We start from the raw sequence: 19,361 nt of genomic DNA, 5'->3' as shown, positions 1-19,361 counted from the left end.
AATAAGCCGAAAACAGGCACGACTCAGGACGAACATCATGTTCAACAAACTAAGCATCTCGCAGAAACTCTATTTAAGTTTCACGGTAGTCGTTGTATTGATCGGCATGCTGGTGGGGAGTGCTTATAAAGGCTTCGAAGCAGTAGAAGACGCCACGAACAGTAACGTTCACACCTACAAGGTCATCAGGAGCGCCCAGTCGGCGCTGGAACAGTTGATCAATATCGAAACCGGCATGCGGGGTTTCGTGATCTCTTCAAAAGATGCGTTTCTAGAGCCGTTGGTTGTCGGTGAGAAAGTTTTTTCAGAGCAGTTGGATTTGCTCAAACGTTTAACGGCGGATAATCCGGCGCAACAGCAACGATTGGCGTCGTTGGGCGACACGCAAAAACGCTGGCTCGCTGAGGACATCGATCCCATCATCGCCCTTCGCAAAAGCCTGACGGCGCGCAACGTGCCCGACGACGAACTGAACACCCGTATTGCCTCCGGCGCCGATAAAGCCAAGATGGACAGCATGCGCGCGACATTGGCCGAAATCACCGCCAACGAGAACGCGCTATTGGCGACAAGAAGCCAGCAAATGGCCGATTCCAAAGGTTTGGCACTCACCATCCTGTTCCTGGGGGGGGCTTCGGCAGCCATCCTGTCGTTGATATTGGCGACGACACTGGGGCGCAGCACCACCCGGCGCCTGCAATTGGCGATCGATGCCGCCACGGCGATTGCCAATGGCAAACTCGATACCGTCATCGACACCAGCAGCCATGATGAACTGCCCAAAGCGTTCGACCGCATGCAGAAGCGCCTGCGTGAAATGATTCAACAAATCAGCCAGGCCGCGAACCAACTGGTGGTCTCCGTGCAACAAATTTCCGGGGCGTCGGAGCAACTGTCCAGCGCGATCCAGGAGCAATCGACGTCGGCGTCGATGATGGCCGCCACCATCGAAGAACTGACCGTCAGCATCCATCACGTGTCCGAAAATGCCGATGAAGCCCATCAGCTCGCCAGCCGTTCGGGCCAGCAATCCAAAGACGGTGCGCGGGTTATCGAAAACACGCTGACCAGCATGAACGGCATTGCCAGAACCGTGCAGCACTCCTCGACCCAGGTCGCGGGGTTGGGCCAGCATTCCGAACAGATTTCCTCGATCATCAGCGTGATTCAAGGCATTGCCGATCAGACCAATCTGCTGGCGCTCAACGCCGCCATCGAGGCTGCCCGGGCGGGCGAACAAGGTCGCGGGTTTGCCGTGGTGGCCGATGAGGTACGCCTGCTGGCACAGAACACCGGCAAGTCGACGCAAGAGATTTCGACCATGATCGAGAAAATCCAGGCAGGCGTACGGGACACCGTCGAAAGCATGCGCGGTGGCGTTCTGGAAGTGAATCAAGGCGTGGAAACAGCGGGCACCGCAGGGCAAGCCATCATCGAAATCCGTGACAGCTCGGACAAGGTACTGCACGTGGTCGATCAGATCTCGTTCGCCCTGCGCGAGCAAACGGCGGCCAGCCAGGACGTTGCCCGCACCGTTGAGCGTTCGGCGCAAATGGCCGAAATGAACAACGTTTCAGTCCAGGAATTGCTCAAGACCAGCGGTGGGCTGAAGAGCCTCGCCACCAGCCTTCAGCAAGAAGTGAGCAAGTTTCAGTTATAGCCATGAGAGGGCCGGCCAATATCGTTTGGTCCAGCTGAGCGTTGCTGCCTAACGCCGGCAAAAGGTGGTCTATTTATTGAGCATAGGCTTATTTTCTTTATCTAATCCTTCAATCGCTGACGCTATGGGAAGCAAGGATGAAAACTGTTAAAGCCGGTGTTTTGGAAATTGCCTACCTGGAGCTCGGGCCGGTAGATGGCCCTCCCATCGTATTGCTCCACGGCTTCCCTTATGACGTTCATGCCTACAATGAAGTCGCCAGGATCCTGGCTGCGGCTGGAAAGCGATGCCTCACGCCTTACCTGCGTGCTTATGGCCAAACCAAATTTCTGAATGAGCAGACCATGCGCTCCGGAGAGCAGGCGGCAATAGGCGCCGACTTGCTGGCTTTCCTCGACGCCCTGAAGATCGAAAAAGCGGTGCTTGCGGGCTATGACTGGGGTGGAAGAGCGGCCTGTATTGTCGCCGCGCTATGGCCGGAACGGGTAAGCGCTCTGGTCAGCTGCGGCGGCTACAGTATTCAGAATATCGCCGCAGAGCACGCGCCGGTTTCACCCGAAGCCGAGCATCTCCTCTGGTATCAGTACTATCTTCACGGTAGCCGTGGTCGCGCTGGATTGACCGCGAACAGAAAAGAATTCTGCCACTTGCTATGGCGCATGTGGTCCCCCACCTGGGGGTTCGCACAAGAGACGTTTGAGGCGACTGCCGCAGCGTTTGAGAACGACGACTTTGTTGATGTGGTAACACACTCGTACCGTCATCGTTTCGGATTGGTTGAAGGTGACCCGGCCTATCGAGACATAGAATCCCGGCTTGCCGAGCAACCAAAAATCACTGTGCCTTCACTTGTGCTGGAGGGAGGGGCCGATGCGGTCGATCCACCTGCCGCGCACGACCCGTTCGCGCGACATTTTACCGGGCCGTATCGCCGGGAGATCCTGGAAGGCGTTGGCCACAACGTTCCCCAAGAAGCGTCAGAAAAATTTGCCGACGGGATCTTGAGCCTCGGTGGTTGAGGTCATGAAAGTTACACAATAAACCCGTGATATTGATCGATCAGCTCGGGGCAATCCCCCTGAATGTAGTGTTCACGGCCTTCCTCCGTCAGGGCCTGACAAATCCCCCCTGTAGTGAGCGGGATTGGCCCGCGCCGGGTGGCGAAGCCGCCCCAATAAGGACAACGCCGAATTGCAAATAAAATTCGGTCGCCTGGTTTGGGGCGGCTTCGCCACCCAGCGCGGGACAAGCCCGCTCACTACAGATACCGATGCTTGAGGGGCATGCCCGTTCATGCGCGCAGATTGACGACTCAGTATGGGCTGGCAGTCGGACGCACCACAATCTCACTGACATCCACATCGTCGGGCTGTTCGATGGCATAGGCGAGCGCGCGTGCAATGGCGTCTGCGTTGAGCGCCACGCGACGGAAGGCGTTCATTGCCTCGCGCGCCACCTCATCGGAAATCGTATCGGCCAGTTCAGACTCGACGACTCCCGGACACACCACGGTGACCCGAATCTTGTCCGTTTCCTGCCGCAGGCCATCCGAGATAGCCCTGACAGCGAATTTGGTCGTGCAGTACACCGCGGCTGTCGGCGAGACCGCGAGGCCGCCGATCGACGAAATATTGATAACCTGGCCGAACCCTTGCGCCTCCATGCTGGGCAAGACGGCGGCAATACCGTGCAGCACCCCGCGAACGTTGACATCCAGCATCCGGTTCCATTCGTTCACCTTCAACGAGGCCAAGGGAGACAGGGGCATCACGCCCGCGTTGTTGATGATCACATCGACCTTGCCATGGTGTGCCTTGGCGAACGCCACGAACGCATGCATGGACTCCAGCTCCGTAACGTCCAGCGCGCAGGCACTTGCCGAGCCACCTTCAGCCTGGATCTCGCTCACCAGCTTTTCCAGGCGGTCGATACGGCGGGCACCGAGTACCACATGGGCACCTTTGGCGGCGATCAGCCTGGCCGCCGCTTCGCCAATACCACTGCTGGCACCGGTAATCAGTACGACTTTGTGTTTGATGTTCGACATATCCGTGGCTCCTGCTGCAGGCATTGAAGTTCAGCCACGACCGCTGAAGATGCGGATGTAGCTGAGGGGTACGTCGCAAAGGTTAGAGGTATTGGGCAGGTCGACGCTTGCTGGAATCTGCACAACTCTTGCCTATTCGTGCCTGAATGCATCGCTCATGTCGCTGCTCATGCAAACGGCAGTGGCCCACGGAATGTGCCGGCACCCCGTGGGTAGTCAGCCGTATCCCCGCCGCACGTATGCAGATCGAGCCCTACTGGCGCCATGCAGACAGGACTGAACGCCCCGTAACCTCATAGCAGTGCTGAGCCGCGTTTACATTCCAGGCTTTCACCTAAGCCACGGATCATCTCCATCAATGCCTTCACCCGCAGCGGCAAATTTCCGGCCGGGTACACCGCGTGCATCTGTGGGCTCTCACCGCTGCTGGAGGTGAGCTTGTACTCAGGACAAACCCGCAGCAGGCGCCCCGCTTCTACTTCGGGCTGCGCCATCCAATCCGCCAAGCGGGCGATCCCGACGCCCGCCAGGGCTGCCTGGAATACCGCCAGCCCGGAGCTGAAACGAAATTTTGGGTGAACCCGAAAGCTGATGGCCTGCTCCTCACTGCGAAAATTCCACTCCTTGAGAATTCGCGGCGCCGTATGCAGAATCAGCGAATGCGACTCCAGTGCCTCGATGGAGTCGGGTATACCGTTGCGCTCCAGATAGCCGGGGCTGGCATACAAATAACGTGAGTAATTCCAGAGCGCAAAGCCGATCAAGTCGCTGGATTGTGGAAACGCGCCACGAATCGAGAAGTCCAGCTTGCTCTTGGCCGGGTCGAGATTGTTCTGATGGCGATCTACACCTTCTGGAAAAAAGATTTCGGCGCCCTGCATAAACCCATGCACATCGGTACCCAGGAAAAACTGCTGGCGATCGTCATCGGCGGCGCTATCGGTTTCTACGATGGTCTGTTCGGTCCCGGCACTGGCAGCTTCCTGATCTTCCTGTTTATTCGCTGCTTCGCCTTCGACTTTGGCTTTATTCCTGGTGTTATTGGTGATTCTGATCAGCAAACTGTCCTACGACCTGTTCCTGTAAACCAGAGGAAAACTCCATGCATCCCATGTTCGATCGCCTCGTGGCACTGCTCGATGCTCGCTCAGCTCCTACCGGGTGTTGATGCACGATGCCGAGGGCCAGTCGGCGCGCGTCGCCGAAATCCGTGGCACCGAGCCCGGCCAGGGCGCGAAGGCCATGCTTTGCTCCCTCAAGGGTAAGGCCGGACCCTATGCACTGGTGATACTGCCGGGCGACCAGAAGCTGGACATGAAGAAAGTCGGAGCGGCCCTGGGTGGGAAAAAAGCCGAGTTGGTGAAAGCCGAAACCGCCATGGAACTGACCGGGTGCCGGATCGGCGCCATCCCTCCTTTTGTTTTCGATGAGCGGATTCAATTGATCGTCGATCCGGGATTGACCACTGGCTACGCCGAAATAGCCTTCAACGCGGGTCGGCTGGATGCGTCGATGGTGCTCGATACGCAGGATTACCTGGCGATTGCCAGGCCTCGATTGCTGGAGATCAGCCAGGCTTGAGCAGACGTTTTTACATCTTGAAAATAAATGAGTCCCCTTTTTCCAGTGACAAACATAATCCGTCTTGCCGTAGGCCGTTAAACCTGAACTCGTCGCATACGAAGCCCTCAGCGCAATCCCTTCGCCTCAAACAGCTCAACAAGCCATTCAACGAATACCCTCACACGGGTACTCAAATGGCGGTTGGGTGAATAGACGATGTAGATCGGATTCGGCTCCAGCGACCAGTCCTCCAGCAGTTGAACCAACGCGCCGGACTGGAAGTGGGGTTCGGCCATGAACTGCAGCGTTTGCAAGACCCCCATACCGGCCAGCGCGGCCGCGAGCAAGGCATTTGAGTCGTTTACCGAGACGAAGTAAGGCGCATCGACCGTGATGCGCTCATTGCCTCTGACAAACTCTACCGGCAGCCGCTGATTAGTCCCCGCAAAAAAGTAGCGCACCATCTGGTGGCCGACATCCAGATCGCTGGGCTGCAACGGCGTGCCATGGGCAGCGAGGTACTGCGGCGTGGCGCACGTGACAAATTTGAGGCTGCCCAGGCGTCTCGCGATCAACGACGGGTCGTTCAACGTACCGCCGCGAATCACGCAATCCACTCGGTCGCCCAATAGATCGACGGGCCTGTCGCTCACGCCAATGTCAAGTTGCAGTTCGGGGTAGCGCTTCTGGAATGCCGGCAGCGCTGGCAACACCAGCATCGTCGCCATGGTAGAGCCCATGTCTACGCGCAAGCGGCCGTGGGGACGGGTCTGGGCACTGGCCAAATCCGACTCGGCTTCCAGCCATTGATCGACCACCCGCACCATGCGCTCGTAATAAGCGGTTCCATCATTAGTGAGCGAAATGCGTCGCGTGGTGCGGTTCAGCAGCTTTACCCGCAGGTGATTTTCCAGCGTCTGGATGTGCCGGGTGATGGTGTTGCGTGGCAGGTTCATCGTCTGCGCCGCCTTGACGAAGCTGCCCGCTTCTACAACCTGAATAAACGCTTTGACTGCGCTGAAATAGTCCAAGTTATGACACATCCATCAAATGGGGGACTGCGGCAATTATCCCGTATACAGGAACAGTGGTGTCTTTTTTAGCTGGTTTATCCCGCATCCGCTATCTCTTAAATTGATCTCACCGAAACGAAGCCATCCATTCCGGCTGGCTCCAAGTGGAGATCACACACATGGCTCAGCAACTGCAAGGCAAGGTAGCACTGGTAACGGGTGGTTCTCGTGGCATTGGTGCCGCCGTCGCAAAACGTTTGGCCGCCGACGGCGCGCATGTCGCGTTCAGCTATGCTAAATCTCTTGAACAGGCGCAAGCGGTGGTTGCCGACATCGAGCGTCACGGTGTGCAGGCGCTGGCCGTCCAGGCCGATCAAGGCGATACCGCGCAAGTGACTGCACTGGTCAAACGGGTTCATCAACACTTCGGTCGCCTGGACATTCTGATCAACAGCGCTGGCGTGTTTGTCACAGGCCACGTCGCTGACCCTGATGCCGACATCGCAGCGTTCGACCGCCAGCAAGCGGTGAACGTCGGCGGTGTGGTGAGCGCTGTACGGGCGGCGGTCGGCTTGATGAGTGACGGCGGACGCATTATTTCCGTGGGCACGACCGGCGCCGACCACGTGCCGTTCCCGGGTGCTGCCGACTATGTGGCGACCAAAGCCGCAGTGGCGGCTTACAGCCGCGGCTGGGCCCGCGACCTGGGGCCGCGCAACATTACTGTGAATGTCATCCAGCCTGGGGCGATCAATACCGAGATGAACCCTGAGACCGCCGATCACGCGCCATTCCTTGCAGGCCAGACCGCGCTGGGACGTTACGGTCAGCCGCAAGACATTGCAGCTGCCGTGTCCTTCCTTGCAGGCCCCGATGCGTCCTACATCACGGGCGCCACCCTCAACGTCGATGGCGGCCAGAGCGCCTGACAGCCCCCAAGCGCATCGATCCGATTGGCAATGCCGACGTCTCTCAGCGCGGCACTGCTTACCTTCGAGAGTCGATTTCAGGTTTAAAAATTTCCAATTACGAGACGGTCATGACTCAACGCATCCGGATTTACCAGCAAGGAACACCCGACGTTCTGAATCACGAAACGTTCGAACTGGAGCCACTTTCCCATGGGCAGGTGCTGATACGCCACGAAGCAATCGGGGTCAATTTCGTCGATACGATGTTCAGGGATGGCACGTTCAAGGTTGCGCTGCCATTCGCCATGGGCGTAGAGGCAGCGGGTATTGTCGAGGCCATCGGCGATGGCGTGAAGCACCTGAAGGTGGGTGATCGCGTCGCTTACTTCTTCGCGTTCGGCGCCTACGCGGATCGTCGGGTGATCGATGCCAGCGCACTGATCAAACTGCCTGACGACATCTCCACTGATCAGGCTGCCGGACTGCTGTCGAAAGGGTTGACGGCTTGGGCGTTGGTCAAACGGGTTCATGCGGTTCAAGCCGGCGAAACCGTCGTGGTGCACGGCGCATCCGGCGGCGTCGGGAGCTTGCTTGTGCGTTGGGTGAAATCGCTGGGCGCCACCGTCACCGCGACAGTCGGTTCAGCGAGCAAGGCCGCCACCGTCCAGGGCTGGGGGCTCGATCACGTGTTGCGTTCGGACGAGCCCGATCTGGCCAGGCGAATCAAAGCCAAAAACGGCGGTTTTGGCGTCGCCGTGGTGTACGACCTGGTCGGTCGGGACACGCTGGATGCTTCGATCAGCGCGCTGCGCGACGGTGGCGATCTCATTCACGTTGGCAACGCTTCGGGCGGGGTCACGGCAGACGCTGCCTTGCTGGCGGCCCGCGGCATTCGGTATGTCCAGCCATCAACGCCGCAGTACGTCAATGCAAACAATCAGGACATGGCGGCGTCGGAGTTGTTCGAGCGTTTCCGCGAGGGGGCGCTGGGCGGCGTGGAACTCTCCCGTTATCGACTGGAAGACGCCTCGCTGGCCCATCAGGCCATCGCGACGCGCAAGCATATGGGCTCGATTTTGCTGATTCCCTGAGGCTGGGCAAACGCCCTTCATCGCAGTCCAGGTTTTTTGCGCTGGCGCATCTCCAAAACAACTGCTCGATAAGCATTCATTGACAGAATAACGAGGGACTTTGCACGCTCAGGCAGTACATCCTTTGCAACTTCGTGGAGCAGCGCAATGTTCAACAATTTTAGTGGTCAGGTTGCATTGATCAGTGGCGCTGGCAGCGAACAGGGGATTGGCCTGGCTATCGCACGGCGGCTTGGGGACTTGGGTGCAAAGCTGGTCATCAGCGCCAGCAGCGCCCGTATCCATGAGCGAGTCGCGCAACTAAGCGCGGCAGGATATGAGGTGCAGGGACGCGCTGCGGACCTCACTCAGCCGGATCAGGTCGCCGAGCTGGTGACATGGACTGAATCGTTATGGGGACGTATCGATGTACTGGTGAACAACGCCGGCATGGCGATGCAGGGCGACGCCGAAACGTTCGCTGAAGTGGCCACCATGAGCCTCGATGCCTGGAACACTGCGATCACGCGTAACCTGACCACGGCATTTTTGTTGACCCGCGCGGTGTTACCGGGGATGCGGAATCGCCGTTACGGACGCATCGTGCATATCAGCTCGACCACCGGCACCCGCGCCGGCAACCCTGGGGAGGCCGCATATGCGGCGGCGAAAGCGGGAATGGTGGGCATGAACATGAGCCTGGCGCTGGAAGTCGCGCCTTATGGTATTACCGTGAACTCGGTGGCCCCTGGGTGGATCGCGACGCAGTCCAGCACCGCGCAGGAAATGAGTGCGGCGCAGTATGTTCCCGTCGGGCGTGCCGGCAGGCCCGATGAGGTCGCTGCAGCGGTAGCGTTTCTGGCGTCTCCGGAGTCCAGCTACATTACGGGCGAGGTTCTGGTGGTGGATGGCGGCAACTGCCTCTGCGAGAACAAAGGCCCTCGTTGAAAGTACATGGCTGCGCGCCCCATGATTGACAATCACACCATCGTCACCCGCTTGGGATGCCCAATGGTAAGGCCTCGGGAAATCCGCGTGATGAAGGTGCCCACGAACGGAGCCCAGGAGATCCACCAGGCCCAGTAGAAAATGATCCAACTGGCGAGCCACTTGCCATCACTGAAGGCTGCGGTGCGAAACCACATCGCCACCAGGGTGTTCATGATGAACACGCTGTTTGCAGACGAAAAAAAGCCCGCTCAATGAGCGGGCTTCCTGTGGTACCTGGCGTTCAGCGTTCCAGGTAACCGAATATGGCGCAGCGGACGGGACTCGAACCCGCGACCCCCGGCGTGACAGGCCGGTATTCTAACCGACTGAACTACCGCTGCGCGTAACACATCAAGCGAATGGTGGGTGATGACGGGATCGAACCGCCGACCCTCTGCTTGTAAGGCAGATGCTCTCCCAGCTGAGCTAATCACCCTTCACTTTCGGTGTGGGCCGCATCATACAGCAATAATCCGCAATGTCTTGATTTAAATGCAGTTTATTTCAAATATTTTCCCGATCCCGACAACCCCCCTGGAAAACCGGGTTTGGCTCGCGCAAATGCGAGTCATACCACGCGACTATCGCAGCTGACGGCGCAATGGTTCGCCCGTGAGGGACCGCAGCCCTTGCAGTGAGCGGGCTTGGCTATTGCAGCGGAATGAACACATCGGTTTGCCACTGATCCTGCGGCGTCTCGGGATAAGCGCTCAGGTAATGGAAGAACAGAGGATGGTCCCGCAGTTCTTCGCCACTGGCAGGAAGCCAATCGCGATAAACCGGGTAGATCGTTTCGCCAATGTGATCCGGTGATCCCGCGTGTCGCACCACAACGCAACGGCCGGCCGGAATGACAAGCTCACGCACGCCGAACGCATTCGCCGCCACTGGCTCGTGAATTTCGCCGCAGATAGCGAAGCGGAATGCATGTGCTGGCGTCGTGTCGGGGTTGCTGTAGGGAATGCCAAAGGTGCGACTCGACGCCACCGGCGACTGCCCGCTGTGCATACGCCACTCGACGAACGCGCGCACGCTCTCATTGACGAGTCCGGGCGGCCCGCAGTGCTCAAGCGCTGCGACTGTGACTGCCGGGAAATCCACAATGTGTAGTTGCATGATGATCGTCCTGGAAAAGTGTGGGATTGCGAAGACCGCATGCCAGACCTGCCAGTCCGGTCTCTTTCTGAACGCACTCGGCGTCATACCGAACGCCCGCCTGAACGCCCTGCAAAATGCCTCCGGGCTGTCAAAACCGGCACCAAGTGCGGCGTCCAGCACCGAGTGATCAGCACGTTCAGCCAAGCAATGGGCCGCGCGTCGCAGGCGCATCAACTGCACATAACGGGAAACCGGCACGCCAACGAACGCGGTGAACTGGCGATGAAAGTGAAACGCCGAAAAATTCGCCACCTGGCTCAACGCCCGCACCGATAGGTCACCTTCGAGATGGGCATCGATGTAGGCGAGCACGGCGTTGAAGCGTTGGGTGTAAGCGAGATGGGTCGGCGTGTCAGCCACTGGAGAAGCTCCTGGAAATACGGTCGCCACTAGAATCGACGATAACGGCGTTAATACGCCTAGCCGCGCTTGCTGAGTTAACGCACCCAGGAGCTATTGTATTAATCCGCGTCGTGGACGGACATGGACCCAGTAAGATTCTGCAGACGAAAAAAAACCCGCTCAATGAGCGGGCTTCCTGTGGTACCTGACGTTCAGCGTTCCAGGTAACCGAATATGGCGCAGCGGACGGGACTCGAACCCGCGACCCCCGGCGTGACAGGCCGGTATTCTAACCGACTGAACTACCGCTGCGCGTAACACATCAAGCGAATGGTGGGTGATGACGGGATCGAACCGCCGACCCTCTGCTTGTAAGGCAGATGCTCTCCCAGCTGAGCTAATCACCCTTCGTTTCGGTGTGGCGCGCATTCTACGGAGCGACCCTGGGTCTGGCAAGTACTTTCTTAAATCTTTTTTTTGATAGCTTCCAATGGCTTAGGCAGGGTTGGCCTGGGACGTTATCAAGAGAATAATGCCCCCCTTTGTATAAAGGAGAGACTCACCCCATGTGGTTCAAGAACCTGCTTATCTATCGCCTGACCCAAGATCTGCCTGTTGATGCCGAGGCGTTGGAAGCGGCCATGGCCACCAAACTGGCGCGCCCTTGCGCAAGCCAGGAACTGACCACTTACGGCTTCGTCGCGCCTTTTGGTAAAGGTGAAGACGCGCCGTTGGTACACGTCAGCGGAGATTTCTTGCTGATCGCCGCGCGCAAGGAAGAACGCATCCTGCCGGGCAGCGTGGTACGTGACGCGCTCAAGGAAAAGGTCGAAGAGATCGAGGCCGAGCAGATGCGCAAGGTCTACAAGAAGGAGCGCGACCAGATCAAGGATGAAATCATCCAGGCTTTCCTGCCGCGTGCGTTTATCCGTCGCTCGTCGACCTTCGCCGCTATCGCGCCGAAACAGGGCCTGATCCTGGTGAACTCGGCGAGCCCGAAACGCGCCGAAGACTTGCTGTCGACCCTGCGTGAAGTGATCGGCACCCTGCCGGTTCGCCCACTGACGGTGAAAACCGCGCCAACCGCGATCATGACCGACTGGGTCACCACCCAGAAGCCGGCCGATGACTTCTTCGTCCTTGATGAATGCGAGCTGCGCGATACCCACGAAGACGGCGGCATCGTGCGTTGCAAGCGCCAGGACCTGACCGGCGAAGAGATCCAGCTGCACCTGACCACCGGCAAGGTCGTGACCCAACTGTCCCTGGCCTGGCAGGACAAGCTGTCCTTCATGCTCGACGACAAGATGACCGTCAAGCGCCTGAAGTTCGAAGACCTGCTGCAGGACCAGGCGGAACAGGACGGTGGTGAAGAAGCCCTGGGCCAGTTGGACGCAAGCTTTACCCTGATGATGCTGACGTTTGGTGAGTTCCTGCCGGCGTTGGTTGAAGCGCTGGGTGGTGAAGAGACTCCGCAGGGTATCTAAAGATAACACAGGCCGTAAGTGGGCACGGTCCCGTGTAGGAGCCGGGCTTGCCCGCGATGCAGGCACCTCGGTCCTGATTTAGATCGAGTTGATGCTATCGCAGGCAAGCCAGCTCCCACACAAGCCTGCTCACACATTCGATCGGGTTTGCACTTCAAGCACTCTAAAAACAAGGACATCCCCATGCGCGCACTCGCCGCCTTGAGCCGTTTCGTCGGCAATACCTTCGCCTACTGGGTGTTGATCTTCGCCGTCGTCGCCTTCCTGGAACCCGACTGGTTCATTGGCCTTAAAAGCGCCATCGTCCCACTGTTGGGCCTGGTGATGTTCGGCATGGGGCTGACCCTCAAGATGGATGACTTCGCCGAGGTCGCCCGCCATCCGTGGCGCGTGGCCCTGGGCGTGGTCGCGCATTTTGTGATCATGCCGGGCGTGGCCTGGCTGCTGTGCCAGGCTTTTCACCTGCCGCCGGAAATTGCCGTCGGCGTGATCCTGGTCGGGTGCTGCCCAAGCGGCACTTCGTCCAACGTGATGACCTGGCTGGCGCGGGGCGACCTGGCGTTGTCGGTGGCCATCGCCGCCGTCACCACCCTCCTCGCCCCGCTGCTCACGCCGGCGCTGATCTGGCTGCTGGCCTCGGCCTGGCTGCCGGTGTCGTTCATGGAGTTGTTCTGGTCGATCCTGCAGGTGGTGCTGCTGCCGATCGTGCTGGGGGTATTGGCGCAACGTGTGCTTGGTGACCGGGTTCGTCATGCGGTGGATGTGTTGCCGCTGGTCTCGGTGGTCAGCATCGTGATCATCGTCGCGGCGGTGGTCGCGGCGAGCCAGGCGAAGATTGCCGAGTCGGGCCTGTTGATCATGGCGGTGGTGATGCTGCACAACAGCTTCGGTTACCTGCTGGGCTATTTCACCGGCCGCGTGTTCAAGTTGCCGTTGGCGCAGCGCAAGTCGCTGGCGCTGGAAGTGGGCATGCAGAACTCAGGGCTGGGCGCCGCGCTGGCCAGTGCGCATTTTTCGCCGCTGGCGGCGGTGCCGAGTGCATTGTTCAGCGTCTGGCACAATATTTCCGGGGCACTGCTGTCGACCTACTTCCGTCGCATGAGCGAAAAGGAAGACCGTCGCATCTTGGAGAACACCTCGAAAACTTGATCGCCTGATCCATTTTCGTCACTCTACGCGCTTCGCGGGGACGACCTCGCGGCGCCAACGAGCGTTGAATCCGGGGACGACCCCGCCTGAAAAAGCGAGGTCTTCATGTCCTGGATCATTCTGTTTTTTGCCGGTTTGTTTGAAGTCGGCTGGGCCGTTGGCCTGAAGTACACCGATGGTTTCAGCAAGCCGCTGCCTACTGTCCTGACGATTGTTGCCATGGCGGTCAGCCTCGGCCTGCTGGGCCTGGCCATGAAGGAGCTGCCCTTGGGCACCGCCTACGCGATCTGGACCGGCGTGGGTGCCGTGGGCACGGTGATCGCCGGGATTGTCCTGTTTGGGGAATCCATGGCGTTGTTTCGGTTGGCCAGTGTGGCGTTGATCATCTGCGGGCTTATTGGTCTCAAGATCAGCATTTAGGCCATTACCGCCTTCGCAGGCAAGCCAGCTCCCACATTGGACCGAGTTGTTCATGTGAATACGGTCTACTGGGAGCTGGCTTGCCTGCGATGAGGCCGGTAGATCCAACACAAAAACTACCTGACATTCCCCCGCAGCAACCCCACCACTTCCTGCAACCGCCCCGGTGTCGGACCGTCCACCGGCTCACCCGCCACCAACACCACCCGTGACCAAATCCGACGCAAAAACCCCTTGTTCGGGTCGCGGCTGAAGAAACTCCCCCACAACCCCTGCAACGCCATCGGAATCACCGGCACCGCCGTCTCCTCCAGAATGCGCGTCACGCCACCGCGAAACTCGTTCATCTCGCCATCGGCGGTTAACTTGCCTTCGGGAAAGATGCACACCAACTCCCCTTCCTTCAGGTACTGCGCAATCCGCGTGAAGGCCTTTTCGTAGATCTGGATATCTTCATTGCGCCCGGCAATCGGAATCGCCCCAGCCGTGCGGAAGATAAAGTTGAGCACCGGCAAGCGGTAGATCTTGTAGTACATGACAAAGCGAATCGGTCGACGCACCGCGCCGCCAATCAGTAGCGCATCAACAAACGAAACGTGATTGCACACCAGCAACGCCGCGCCCTCATCCGGAATGGCGGCAAGGTTGCGGTGTTCCACGCGGTACATGGAATGGCTGAGCAGCCAGATCATGAAACGCATGGTGAACTCGGGGACGATCCTGAAGATATAGGTGTTGACCGCGATGTTGAGCAGCGACACCACCAGGAACAACTCGGGGATCGACAGCTTGGCTACGCTCAGCAGCAGGATCGACACGACCGCCGAGACCACCATGAACAAGGCATTGAGAATGTTGTTGGCGGCAATCACGCGTGCACGCTCGTGCTCGGCGGTGCGCGACTGGATCAGCGCATACAGCGGCACGATATAAAAGCCGCCGAACACGCCCAGGCCGAGAATATCAAACAGCACCCACCACGCCTGGCCATAACCGAGCACGGCGAGCCAATCGTTGGCCTGCACGTTCTGCGGGAAACCGCCGGAGTGCCACCACAGCAACAAGCCGAACACGGTCAGGCCGAATGAACCGAACGGCACCAGGCCGATTTCCACCTTACGCCCAGAGAGCTTTTCGCAGAGCATCGAACCCAGCGCGATACCCACCGAGAATACGGTGAGGATCAGCGTCACCACGGTTTCGTCGCCGTACAACCATTCCTTGGCGTAGGCCGGGATCTGCGTCAGGTAGATCGCACCGACGAACCAGAACCACGAGTTACCGACGATGGAGCGCGAAACGGCCGGCGTCTGCCCCAGGCCCAGGCGCAACGTGGCCCAGGATTGGCTGAAAATGTTCCAGTTCAAGCGCAACCCAGGAGTCGACGCGGCCGCCCGCGGAATGCTGCGGCTGGCCAGGTAACCCAACACCGCCACGGCGATTATCGCCACCGCCACCACCGGCGCGTAATGGGTGGACGACATCATGATCCCGGCGCCAATGGTGCCCGCCAGGATGGCCAGGAACGTGCCCATTTCCACCAGGCCGTTGCCGCCCACCAGCTCATCGTCGTGCAGGGCCTGGGGCATGATCGAGTACTTGACCGGCCCGAACAGCGCCGAATGGGTGCCCATGGCAAACAGTGCCAGCAGCATCAATTCCAGGTGGTTGGTCAGGAAACCGGCGGCGCCCACGGCCATGATCACGATCTCGCCGATCTTGATCGCGCGGATCAAGGCGTCCTTGTTGAATTTCTCGCCAAACTGCCCGGCCAGCGCCGAGAACAGGAAGAACGGCAGGATGAACAGCAACGCGCACAGGTTGATCCAGATGGAGCGGTCGCCCTCGATACTGAGCTTGTAGAGAATGGCCAGGATCAGCGATTGCTTGAAGATGTTGTCGTTGAATGCGCCCAGCAACTGGGTGATGAAAAACGGCAGGAAGCGCCGTGTGCGCAGCAAGGTGAATTGCGAGGGGTGGCTCATCGTCCGTGTTCCTGGGTGGCCTATTTTTTGTAAAAGCATTCAGGCCACGACTTTACCTAATCCCGCTTACTTATTCCCTAGTCCCGCAATACACGGAGAAACAAAAAGCTCACCTTTGTACGCGCCCTGCACGGTGCGCCTGGCGACGATCAGCCACATCAGCGCCAAGGCCATCACCAGCACACTGCCGAATACGCTGAAGAACCCCAGGTGCAACAGGCTCGCCAGCTTCAACGTCGCCAGCGCATACACACCCAACGGGAAGGTAAACCCCCACCAGCCCAGGTTGAACGGGATGCCGGCGCGCAGATAACGCAGGGTGATCAGTACCGCGATAAGCATCCACCAGAGGCCGAAGCCCCACAGCGTGATGCCCGCCACCAGGCCGAGGCCGTTGGCCATTTCACCGACACCCGGCAAACCGTTGGCCGCGAAGATCGCCGGCGCATCGCCGCCCAGCAGCAACATACCGAGCGCACCCGTGCCGATCGGGCCCAGCGCCAGCCAGCTCGAGGCCGCCATATTGGCGTGGGGCAATTTGTGCAAGGCCATGCGCAGCATCAGGATGGTCAGGATGCTGAACGCCACCGGCAGAGAAAACGCCCACAGCACGTAGCTGGTGACCAGCATCACCAGTTGCGCAGGGGCGTCAGCCAGGTGCGGCGCGAGCAAGCCACCGCTGGCGGCGGCGACTTCAGCGGCAACCACCGGCAGCAGCCATACGGCCGTCATCTGGTCGATGCTGTGTTCCTGGCGGGTGAACATCATGAACGGGATAAGCACGCCGCAGGCCAGCGCCATGGCCACGTCCAGCCACCACAGCGCCTCGGCCAGCGGTATCACGTCGCTGCCCCAGCGCGGCAGGCCGAACAACAGCAAGCCATTGAGGATAGTCGCAAGGCCCATGGGAATCGTGCCGAAGAACATTGAGACCGTGGAATGCCCGAAAATCCGCCGAGCCTCGTGGAAAAACATCAGCCAACGCGCCGCGTAGAGTGCGCTGAACAGTACGAACAGGCCGATGGTGAACAGCCACAGCCCTTCGGCCATGGTGTACAGGCCGGGCCAATCGACGGGCAGTTGCGCCAGGGCCAGCGCCAGCACGCCGGTACCCATGGTCGCAGCAAACCAGTTCGGGGTGAACTGGCGGATCACTTCCCGGGGACGGGACAGATGACTGAAGGGTTTGTAGCTGAGGGTAGTCGAGCAGGTCATGATGGCAATCCTCTTCCTCGTATGAGGGTGAGGCCATGGTAGAACCTGATCGAATATCTATATAACGGGTAATATCTCTATCTGTTATCTATTCTACCTATATAGCTTCAAACGCTGCCTTCGCTTTCAATTACCAGGATACGCGCCGGTCCCTGTGGATGAGCCACGTGCTCGGTGCCAATGCTGGCGTAAAAAATATCGCCGACTTGCAGCTCAGCAACCTGTTCGAAGCCATTGTCGCGATAGTGCATCTGCACCCGGCCGTCCAGCACCACGAACACTTCTTCACCGTCGTTGATGTGCCAGCGATACGGTTGGTCCGTCCAGTGCAACCGCGTGGTGATGCCATTCATGTTGGCAATGTCCAACGCTTCCCAGGCACGGCTGCCAGTGAAGTCCTTGCTGCGAATGATCTTCATGCTTGAATCTCGGCCAGGCAATAGGTGCACCGATTATACCCATCAGCCGCCCGTCGTCGCCCTGGCCCGCGCCGAATCCTGCAGCAGCAGACCGATCAGGGCACCGACGGACAACAGAATGAGCACCGCGCCGTAGCCATCAGTGGTGGCGATCAGGCCGAAGCTGCGAATCAGGTTGCCCGCCAGCAGGGACGGCAAACAGAACGCCAGATAGCTCAACACATAGAACGCCGACATCAGCCCCGCGCGCTCGTGGGGCAAGGCCAGCGGCACCACGCTGCGCAAGGCACCGAGAAAGCCCGCGCCAAAACCACTGCCGGCGATCAGGGTGGCGACGAAAAACAGCGGCAGGCTGGCGCTGTGTACGGCCGCGAGGATCAAGGTCACCCCCACCGCCAGCAACCCGGCGCCGAGGCGCAGCACCTTGTCGGCCGGGCGGTTGCGCAACGTGAAAATCATCAGTGCACCGCTGAGCGTCAGCACCGCCACCAGGCCACCGCCGATCAGGTTGGAAGTCGAACCGGTCGCCGCTCGCACCAGCGAGGGCGCCAGGGACAAATAGAACCCGCCCATCGCCCACACCGCCACATCCACCGGCAGCGACAACCACAAGGCGCGGCGCGCTTGAGGCGGTACGTGCAAGGTCGGGCGCAGTGACGCCAGCGCACCGGGGATACGGCTGACGGTTTCCGGCAGGCGCCAGACATAAAGGGCCTGCAACAGCATCAGTATCAGCAAGACCCAGTAAATCAACTGGGTCGGCAACGGCGCGAACTCCATCAGCACACTGCTGCCCATCGCACCGCACGCCATACCCAGCAACGGTGCCACGCTGTTGACCAGCGGGCCTTGCTGGCGATCGGTATCGAGCAGTGCCGCACCCAATACGGCGGTGGCCATGCCAGTGGCAAACCCCTGCAGTATCCGCGCGGCGATCAGCCAGGCCACACTGCTTTCATTGATAAACAAGAGCATCGCCACCATCTCCAGGATCAGCGCGGCAAAAATCACCGGCCTGCGCCCCAGGTGGTCCGACAACGAGCCCACGGTCAGCAACGCCGCCAGCAGGCTCAAGGCATACACGCCAAAGATCAGCGTGAGCATGCCCGCTGAAAAATGCAGGCCTTCCTGATACAGGTGATACAGCGGCGTCGGCGCACTGGAGGCCGCGAGAAACGTCAGCAAGGTGATCGCGAGAAACACCAGGCTGGAACGGTGAGCAATCTGACTGGACATGGGCACACTCCGCTAAAGCTAATATTTTGCTTTTGTGGAGTGTGCTACCCGAGAGCGCTTAAAGCAAATTCTTTGTGTTAAGGTTTTACGTATGGCAATTAAAGAAGGCCTTCGCCCGGGGGGCCGCAGTGCCCGGGTCCAGGAATCAGTGCATACCGCCACGCGTGAACTGCTGGAAGCCCATGAGCGCTCCAGTGTCACCGTGCCGATGATCGCCGCGCGCGCAGGGGTGACGCCTTCGACCATTTACCGGCGCTGGGGCGACCTCTCGGCGTTGCTCGCGGACGTAGCCCTGGCACGCATGCGCCCGGACAGCGAGCCTGCCAACACCGGCAGCCTGCGCGGCGACTTGCGGGCCTGGGCCGAGCAGTACCTGGATGAAATGAGTTCGCAGCCGGGGCGCAACATGTTGCGTGACGTGCAATGCAGCGTGACGCCGGGGTATTGCGTGAGCATCCTGAGCGGGCAACTGCAGACGATTGTCGATCGCTATCCGAATGATTTGCGACCCAGCGTGGACCACCTGATCAACCTGTTGGCGGCGCCGACGGTGTTTCGCATCCTGTTCTCGACTGCGCCGCCGACGGTCGAGGAACTGCATGCACTGATCGAACTGGCCCTGAAAAACTAAAGGCCGTACGCCGATCAAACTCTGGGAGCTGGCAAGCCAGCGCCCAGAGTTGTTCTGTGTTCATG

18 protein-coding genes, 4 tRNA genes and 2 pseudogenes are annotated in these 19,361 nt (G+C 59.5%); 11 read left to right on the top strand and 13 right to left on the bottom strand.

From position 1 onward, the window contains the following. Positions 1 to 37 precede the first annotated feature (37 nt). Both ACLH0H_RS21870 and ACLH0H_RS21865 read left to right on the top strand, forming a co-directional pair. On the top strand, positions 38 to 1,660 hold the full coding sequence (locus ACLH0H_RS21870) for a methyl-accepting chemotaxis protein (RefSeq protein ID WP_411379585.1): 1,623 nt from the start codon (positions 38 to 40) through the stop codon (positions 1,658 to 1,660). 137 nt (positions 1,661 to 1,797) lie between these two features. Then, positions 1,798 to 2,679: an alpha/beta fold hydrolase gene (locus ACLH0H_RS21865; RefSeq protein ID WP_411379584.1), complete on the top strand. Its 882-nt coding sequence runs from the start codon at positions 1,798 to 1,800 to the stop codon at positions 2,677 to 2,679. Between the two features lie 293 nt (positions 2,680 to 2,972). On the opposite strand, the gene ACLH0H_RS21860 is transcribed toward ACLH0H_RS21865, so the two are convergent. Beyond that, positions 2,973 to 3,707, bottom strand: a complete 735-nt coding sequence (locus tag ACLH0H_RS21860) for an SDR family oxidoreductase (protein WP_411379583.1) — start codon at positions 3,705 to 3,707, stop codon at positions 2,973 to 2,975. 293 nt (positions 3,708 to 4,000) lie between these two features. After that, positions 4,001 to 4,534: pseudogene (locus tag ACLH0H_RS21855) on the bottom strand (substrate binding domain-containing protein); the annotation flags it as partial. A 9-nt stretch (positions 4,535 to 4,543) separates the two neighbouring features. Between ACLH0H_RS21855 and ACLH0H_RS21850 the strand changes: the two are divergent. Further along, positions 4,544 to 4,972, top strand: coding sequence for a TSUP family transporter (locus tag ACLH0H_RS21850; RefSeq protein WP_411379582.1), 429 nt, complete (start codon positions 4,544 to 4,546; stop codon positions 4,970 to 4,972). Further along, positions 4,875 to 5,288 (top strand): YbaK/prolyl-tRNA synthetase associated domain-containing protein, encoded by a 414-nt coding sequence (locus ACLH0H_RS21845; RefSeq protein ID WP_411379581.1) that lies wholly within the window; start codon positions 4,875 to 4,877, stop codon positions 5,286 to 5,288. Before ACLH0H_RS21850 ends, ACLH0H_RS21845 begins: the two co-directional genes overlap by 98 nt. Before the next feature lie 107 nt (positions 5,289 to 5,395). Here the strand turns inward: ACLH0H_RS21845 and ACLH0H_RS21840 are convergent, their stop codons facing one another. Beyond that, positions 5,396 to 6,301 carry a LysR substrate-binding domain-containing protein gene (locus ACLH0H_RS21840; RefSeq protein ID WP_411379580.1) on the bottom strand — a complete coding sequence of 302 codons (906 nt, stop codon included), beginning with the start codon at positions 6,299 to 6,301 and terminating at the stop codon, positions 5,396 to 5,398. Between the two features lie 161 nt (positions 6,302 to 6,462). Between ACLH0H_RS21840 and ACLH0H_RS21835 the strand changes: the two genes are divergently transcribed. The 3 genes from ACLH0H_RS21835 (at position 6,463) to ACLH0H_RS21825 (ending at position 9,212) form a co-directional block, all read left to right on the top strand. Further along, on the top strand, positions 6,463 to 7,212 hold the full coding sequence (locus tag ACLH0H_RS21835; protein WP_411379579.1) for an SDR family NAD(P)-dependent oxidoreductase: 750 nt from the start codon (positions 6,463 to 6,465) through the stop codon (positions 7,210 to 7,212). A gap of 110 nt (positions 7,213 to 7,322) precedes the next feature. After that, positions 7,323 to 8,285 carry a quinone oxidoreductase family protein gene (locus tag ACLH0H_RS21830; RefSeq protein WP_411379578.1) on the top strand — a complete coding sequence of 321 codons (963 nt, stop codon included), beginning with the start codon at positions 7,323 to 7,325 and terminating at the stop codon, positions 8,283 to 8,285. Between the two features lie 147 nt (positions 8,286 to 8,432). Further along, on the top strand, positions 8,433 to 9,212 hold the full coding sequence (locus ACLH0H_RS21825) for an SDR family NAD(P)-dependent oxidoreductase (protein ID WP_411379577.1): 780 nt from the start codon (positions 8,433 to 8,435) through the stop codon (positions 9,210 to 9,212). A 62-nt stretch (positions 9,213 to 9,274) separates the two neighbouring features. On the opposite strand, the pseudogene ACLH0H_RS21820 reads toward ACLH0H_RS21825, so the two are convergent. The 6 genes and pseudogenes from ACLH0H_RS21820 to ACLH0H_RS21795 form a co-directional block, all read right to left on the bottom strand. Continuing rightward, positions 9,275 to 9,418: pseudogene (locus tag ACLH0H_RS21820) on the bottom strand (BCCT family transporter); the annotation flags it as partial. A gap of 100 nt (positions 9,419 to 9,518) precedes the next feature. Continuing rightward, positions 9,519 to 9,595, bottom strand: a tRNA-Asp gene (locus tag ACLH0H_RS21815). Between the two features lie 19 nt (positions 9,596 to 9,614). Next, positions 9,615 to 9,690 (bottom strand) — tRNA-Val (locus ACLH0H_RS21810). Between the two features lie 212 nt (positions 9,691 to 9,902). After that, positions 9,903 to 10,772 carry a GyrI-like domain-containing protein gene (locus tag ACLH0H_RS21805; protein WP_411379576.1) on the bottom strand — a complete coding sequence of 290 codons (870 nt, stop codon included), beginning with the start codon at positions 10,770 to 10,772 and terminating at the stop codon, positions 9,903 to 9,905. Between the two features lie 217 nt (positions 10,773 to 10,989). Next, a tRNA-Asp gene (locus tag ACLH0H_RS21800) sits at positions 10,990 to 11,066 on the bottom strand. A 19-nt stretch (positions 11,067 to 11,085) separates the two neighbouring features. After that, a tRNA-Val gene (locus ACLH0H_RS21795) sits at positions 11,086 to 11,161 on the bottom strand. 159 nt (positions 11,162 to 11,320) lie between these two features. Between ACLH0H_RS21795 and rdgC the strand changes: the two genes are divergently transcribed. The 3 genes from rdgC to sugE all read left to right on the top strand — a co-directional run bounded on the left by rdgC (position 11,321) and on the right by sugE (position 13,810). After that, complete coding sequence (gene rdgC / locus ACLH0H_RS21790; protein ID WP_076954793.1) at positions 11,321 to 12,241, top strand: recombination-associated protein RdgC; 921 nt, start codon at positions 11,321 to 11,323, stop codon at positions 12,239 to 12,241. Positions 12,242 to 12,424: 183 nt separating this feature from the next. Next, positions 12,425 to 13,390 carry a bile acid:sodium symporter family protein gene (locus tag ACLH0H_RS21785; RefSeq protein WP_411379575.1) on the top strand — a complete coding sequence of 322 codons (966 nt, stop codon included), beginning with the start codon at positions 12,425 to 12,427 and terminating at the stop codon, positions 13,388 to 13,390. 105 nt (positions 13,391 to 13,495) lie between these two features. Beyond that, positions 13,496 to 13,810 carry a quaternary ammonium compound efflux SMR transporter SugE gene (gene sugE, locus ACLH0H_RS21780; protein ID WP_411379574.1) on the top strand — a complete coding sequence of 105 codons (315 nt, stop codon included), beginning with the start codon at positions 13,496 to 13,498 and terminating at the stop codon, positions 13,808 to 13,810. Between the two features lie 116 nt (positions 13,811 to 13,926). Here sugE and ACLH0H_RS21775 read toward each other — a convergent pair whose 3' ends face one another. The 4 genes from ACLH0H_RS21775 to ACLH0H_RS21760 all read right to left on the bottom strand — a co-directional run bounded on the left by ACLH0H_RS21775 (position 13,927) and on the right by ACLH0H_RS21760 (position 18,665). Continuing rightward, positions 13,927 to 15,795 (bottom strand): MFS transporter, encoded by a 1,869-nt coding sequence (locus ACLH0H_RS21775; protein WP_411379573.1) that lies wholly within the window; start codon positions 15,793 to 15,795, stop codon positions 13,927 to 13,929. A gap of 66 nt (positions 15,796 to 15,861) precedes the next feature. Further along, a complete protein-coding gene (locus tag ACLH0H_RS21770) occupies positions 15,862 to 17,010 on the bottom strand; it encodes a TDT family transporter (protein ID WP_411379572.1) in 1,149 nt (382 codons plus the stop codon). A 107-nt stretch (positions 17,011 to 17,117) separates the two neighbouring features. Beyond that, positions 17,118 to 17,429: a cupin domain-containing protein gene (locus tag ACLH0H_RS21765; protein WP_411379571.1), complete on the bottom strand. Its 312-nt coding sequence runs from the start codon at positions 17,427 to 17,429 to the stop codon at positions 17,118 to 17,120. Positions 17,430 to 17,471: 42 nt separating this feature from the next. Continuing rightward, a complete protein-coding gene (locus tag ACLH0H_RS21760; RefSeq protein WP_411379570.1) occupies positions 17,472 to 18,665 on the bottom strand; it encodes an MFS transporter in 1,194 nt (397 codons plus the stop codon). 91 nt (positions 18,666 to 18,756) lie between these two features. On the opposite strand from ACLH0H_RS21760, the gene ACLH0H_RS21755 reads away from it, so the two are divergent. Then, the gene (locus tag ACLH0H_RS21755) at positions 18,757 to 19,296 is read left to right on the top strand and encodes a TetR/AcrR family transcriptional regulator (protein WP_411379569.1); all 540 of its coding nucleotides are present in this window, start codon (positions 18,757 to 18,759) and stop codon (positions 19,294 to 19,296) included. Positions 19,297 to 19,361: the final 65 nt, after the last annotated feature.

Origin of the sequence: Pseudomonas sp. MPB26 (assembly GCF_046605355.1) — a bacterium.
Taxonomy (GTDB): domain Bacteria; phylum Pseudomonadota; class Gammaproteobacteria; order Pseudomonadales; family Pseudomonadaceae; genus Aquipseudomonas; species Aquipseudomonas cedrina.
Note: the sequence above shows the minus strand (reverse complement) of the source record. Positions and strands in the feature narration are given on the sequence as shown.

Coding starts and splice junctions, on each gene's coding strand:
- ACLH0H_RS21870 (WP_411379585.1), top strand. CDS start 38: ATGTTCAACAAACTAAGCATCTCGCAGAAACTCTATTTAAGTTTCACG.
- ACLH0H_RS21865 (WP_411379584.1), top strand. CDS start 1,798: ATGAAAACTGTTAAAGCCGGTGTTTTGGAAATTGCCTACCTGGAGCTC.
- ACLH0H_RS21860 (WP_411379583.1), bottom strand. CDS start 3,707: ATGTCGAACATCAAACACAAAGTCGTACTGATTACCGGTGCCAGCAGT.
- ACLH0H_RS21850 (WP_411379582.1), top strand. CDS start 4,544: ATGGCGATCTACACCTTCTGGAAAAAAGATTTCGGCGCCCTGCATAAA.
- ACLH0H_RS21845 (WP_411379581.1), top strand. CDS start 4,875: ATGCACGATGCCGAGGGCCAGTCGGCGCGCGTCGCCGAAATCCGTGGC.
- ACLH0H_RS21835 (WP_411379579.1), top strand. CDS start 6,463: ATGGCTCAGCAACTGCAAGGCAAGGTAGCACTGGTAACGGGTGGTTCT.
- ACLH0H_RS21830 (WP_411379578.1), top strand. CDS start 7,323: ATGACTCAACGCATCCGGATTTACCAGCAAGGAACACCCGACGTTCTG.
- ACLH0H_RS21825 (WP_411379577.1), top strand. CDS start 8,433: ATGTTCAACAATTTTAGTGGTCAGGTTGCATTGATCAGTGGCGCTGGC.
- rdgC (WP_076954793.1), top strand. CDS start 11,321: ATGTGGTTCAAGAACCTGCTTATCTATCGCCTGACCCAAGATCTGCCT.
- ACLH0H_RS21785 (WP_411379575.1), top strand. CDS start 12,425: ATGCGCGCACTCGCCGCCTTGAGCCGTTTCGTCGGCAATACCTTCGCC.
- sugE (WP_411379574.1), top strand. CDS start 13,496: ATGTCCTGGATCATTCTGTTTTTTGCCGGTTTGTTTGAAGTCGGCTGG.
- ACLH0H_RS21775 (WP_411379573.1), bottom strand. CDS start 15,795: ATGAGCCACCCCTCGCAATTCACCTTGCTGCGCACACGGCGCTTCCTG.
- ACLH0H_RS21770 (WP_411379572.1), bottom strand. CDS start 17,010: ATGACCTGCTCGACTACCCTCAGCTACAAACCCTTCAGTCATCTGTCC.
- ACLH0H_RS21765 (WP_411379571.1), bottom strand. CDS start 17,429: ATGAAGATCATTCGCAGCAAGGACTTCACTGGCAGCCGTGCCTGGGAA.
- ACLH0H_RS21760 (WP_411379570.1), bottom strand. CDS start 18,665: ATGTCCAGTCAGATTGCTCACCGTTCCAGCCTGGTGTTTCTCGCGATC.
- ACLH0H_RS21755 (WP_411379569.1), top strand. CDS start 18,757: ATGGCAATTAAAGAAGGCCTTCGCCCGGGGGGCCGCAGTGCCCGGGTC.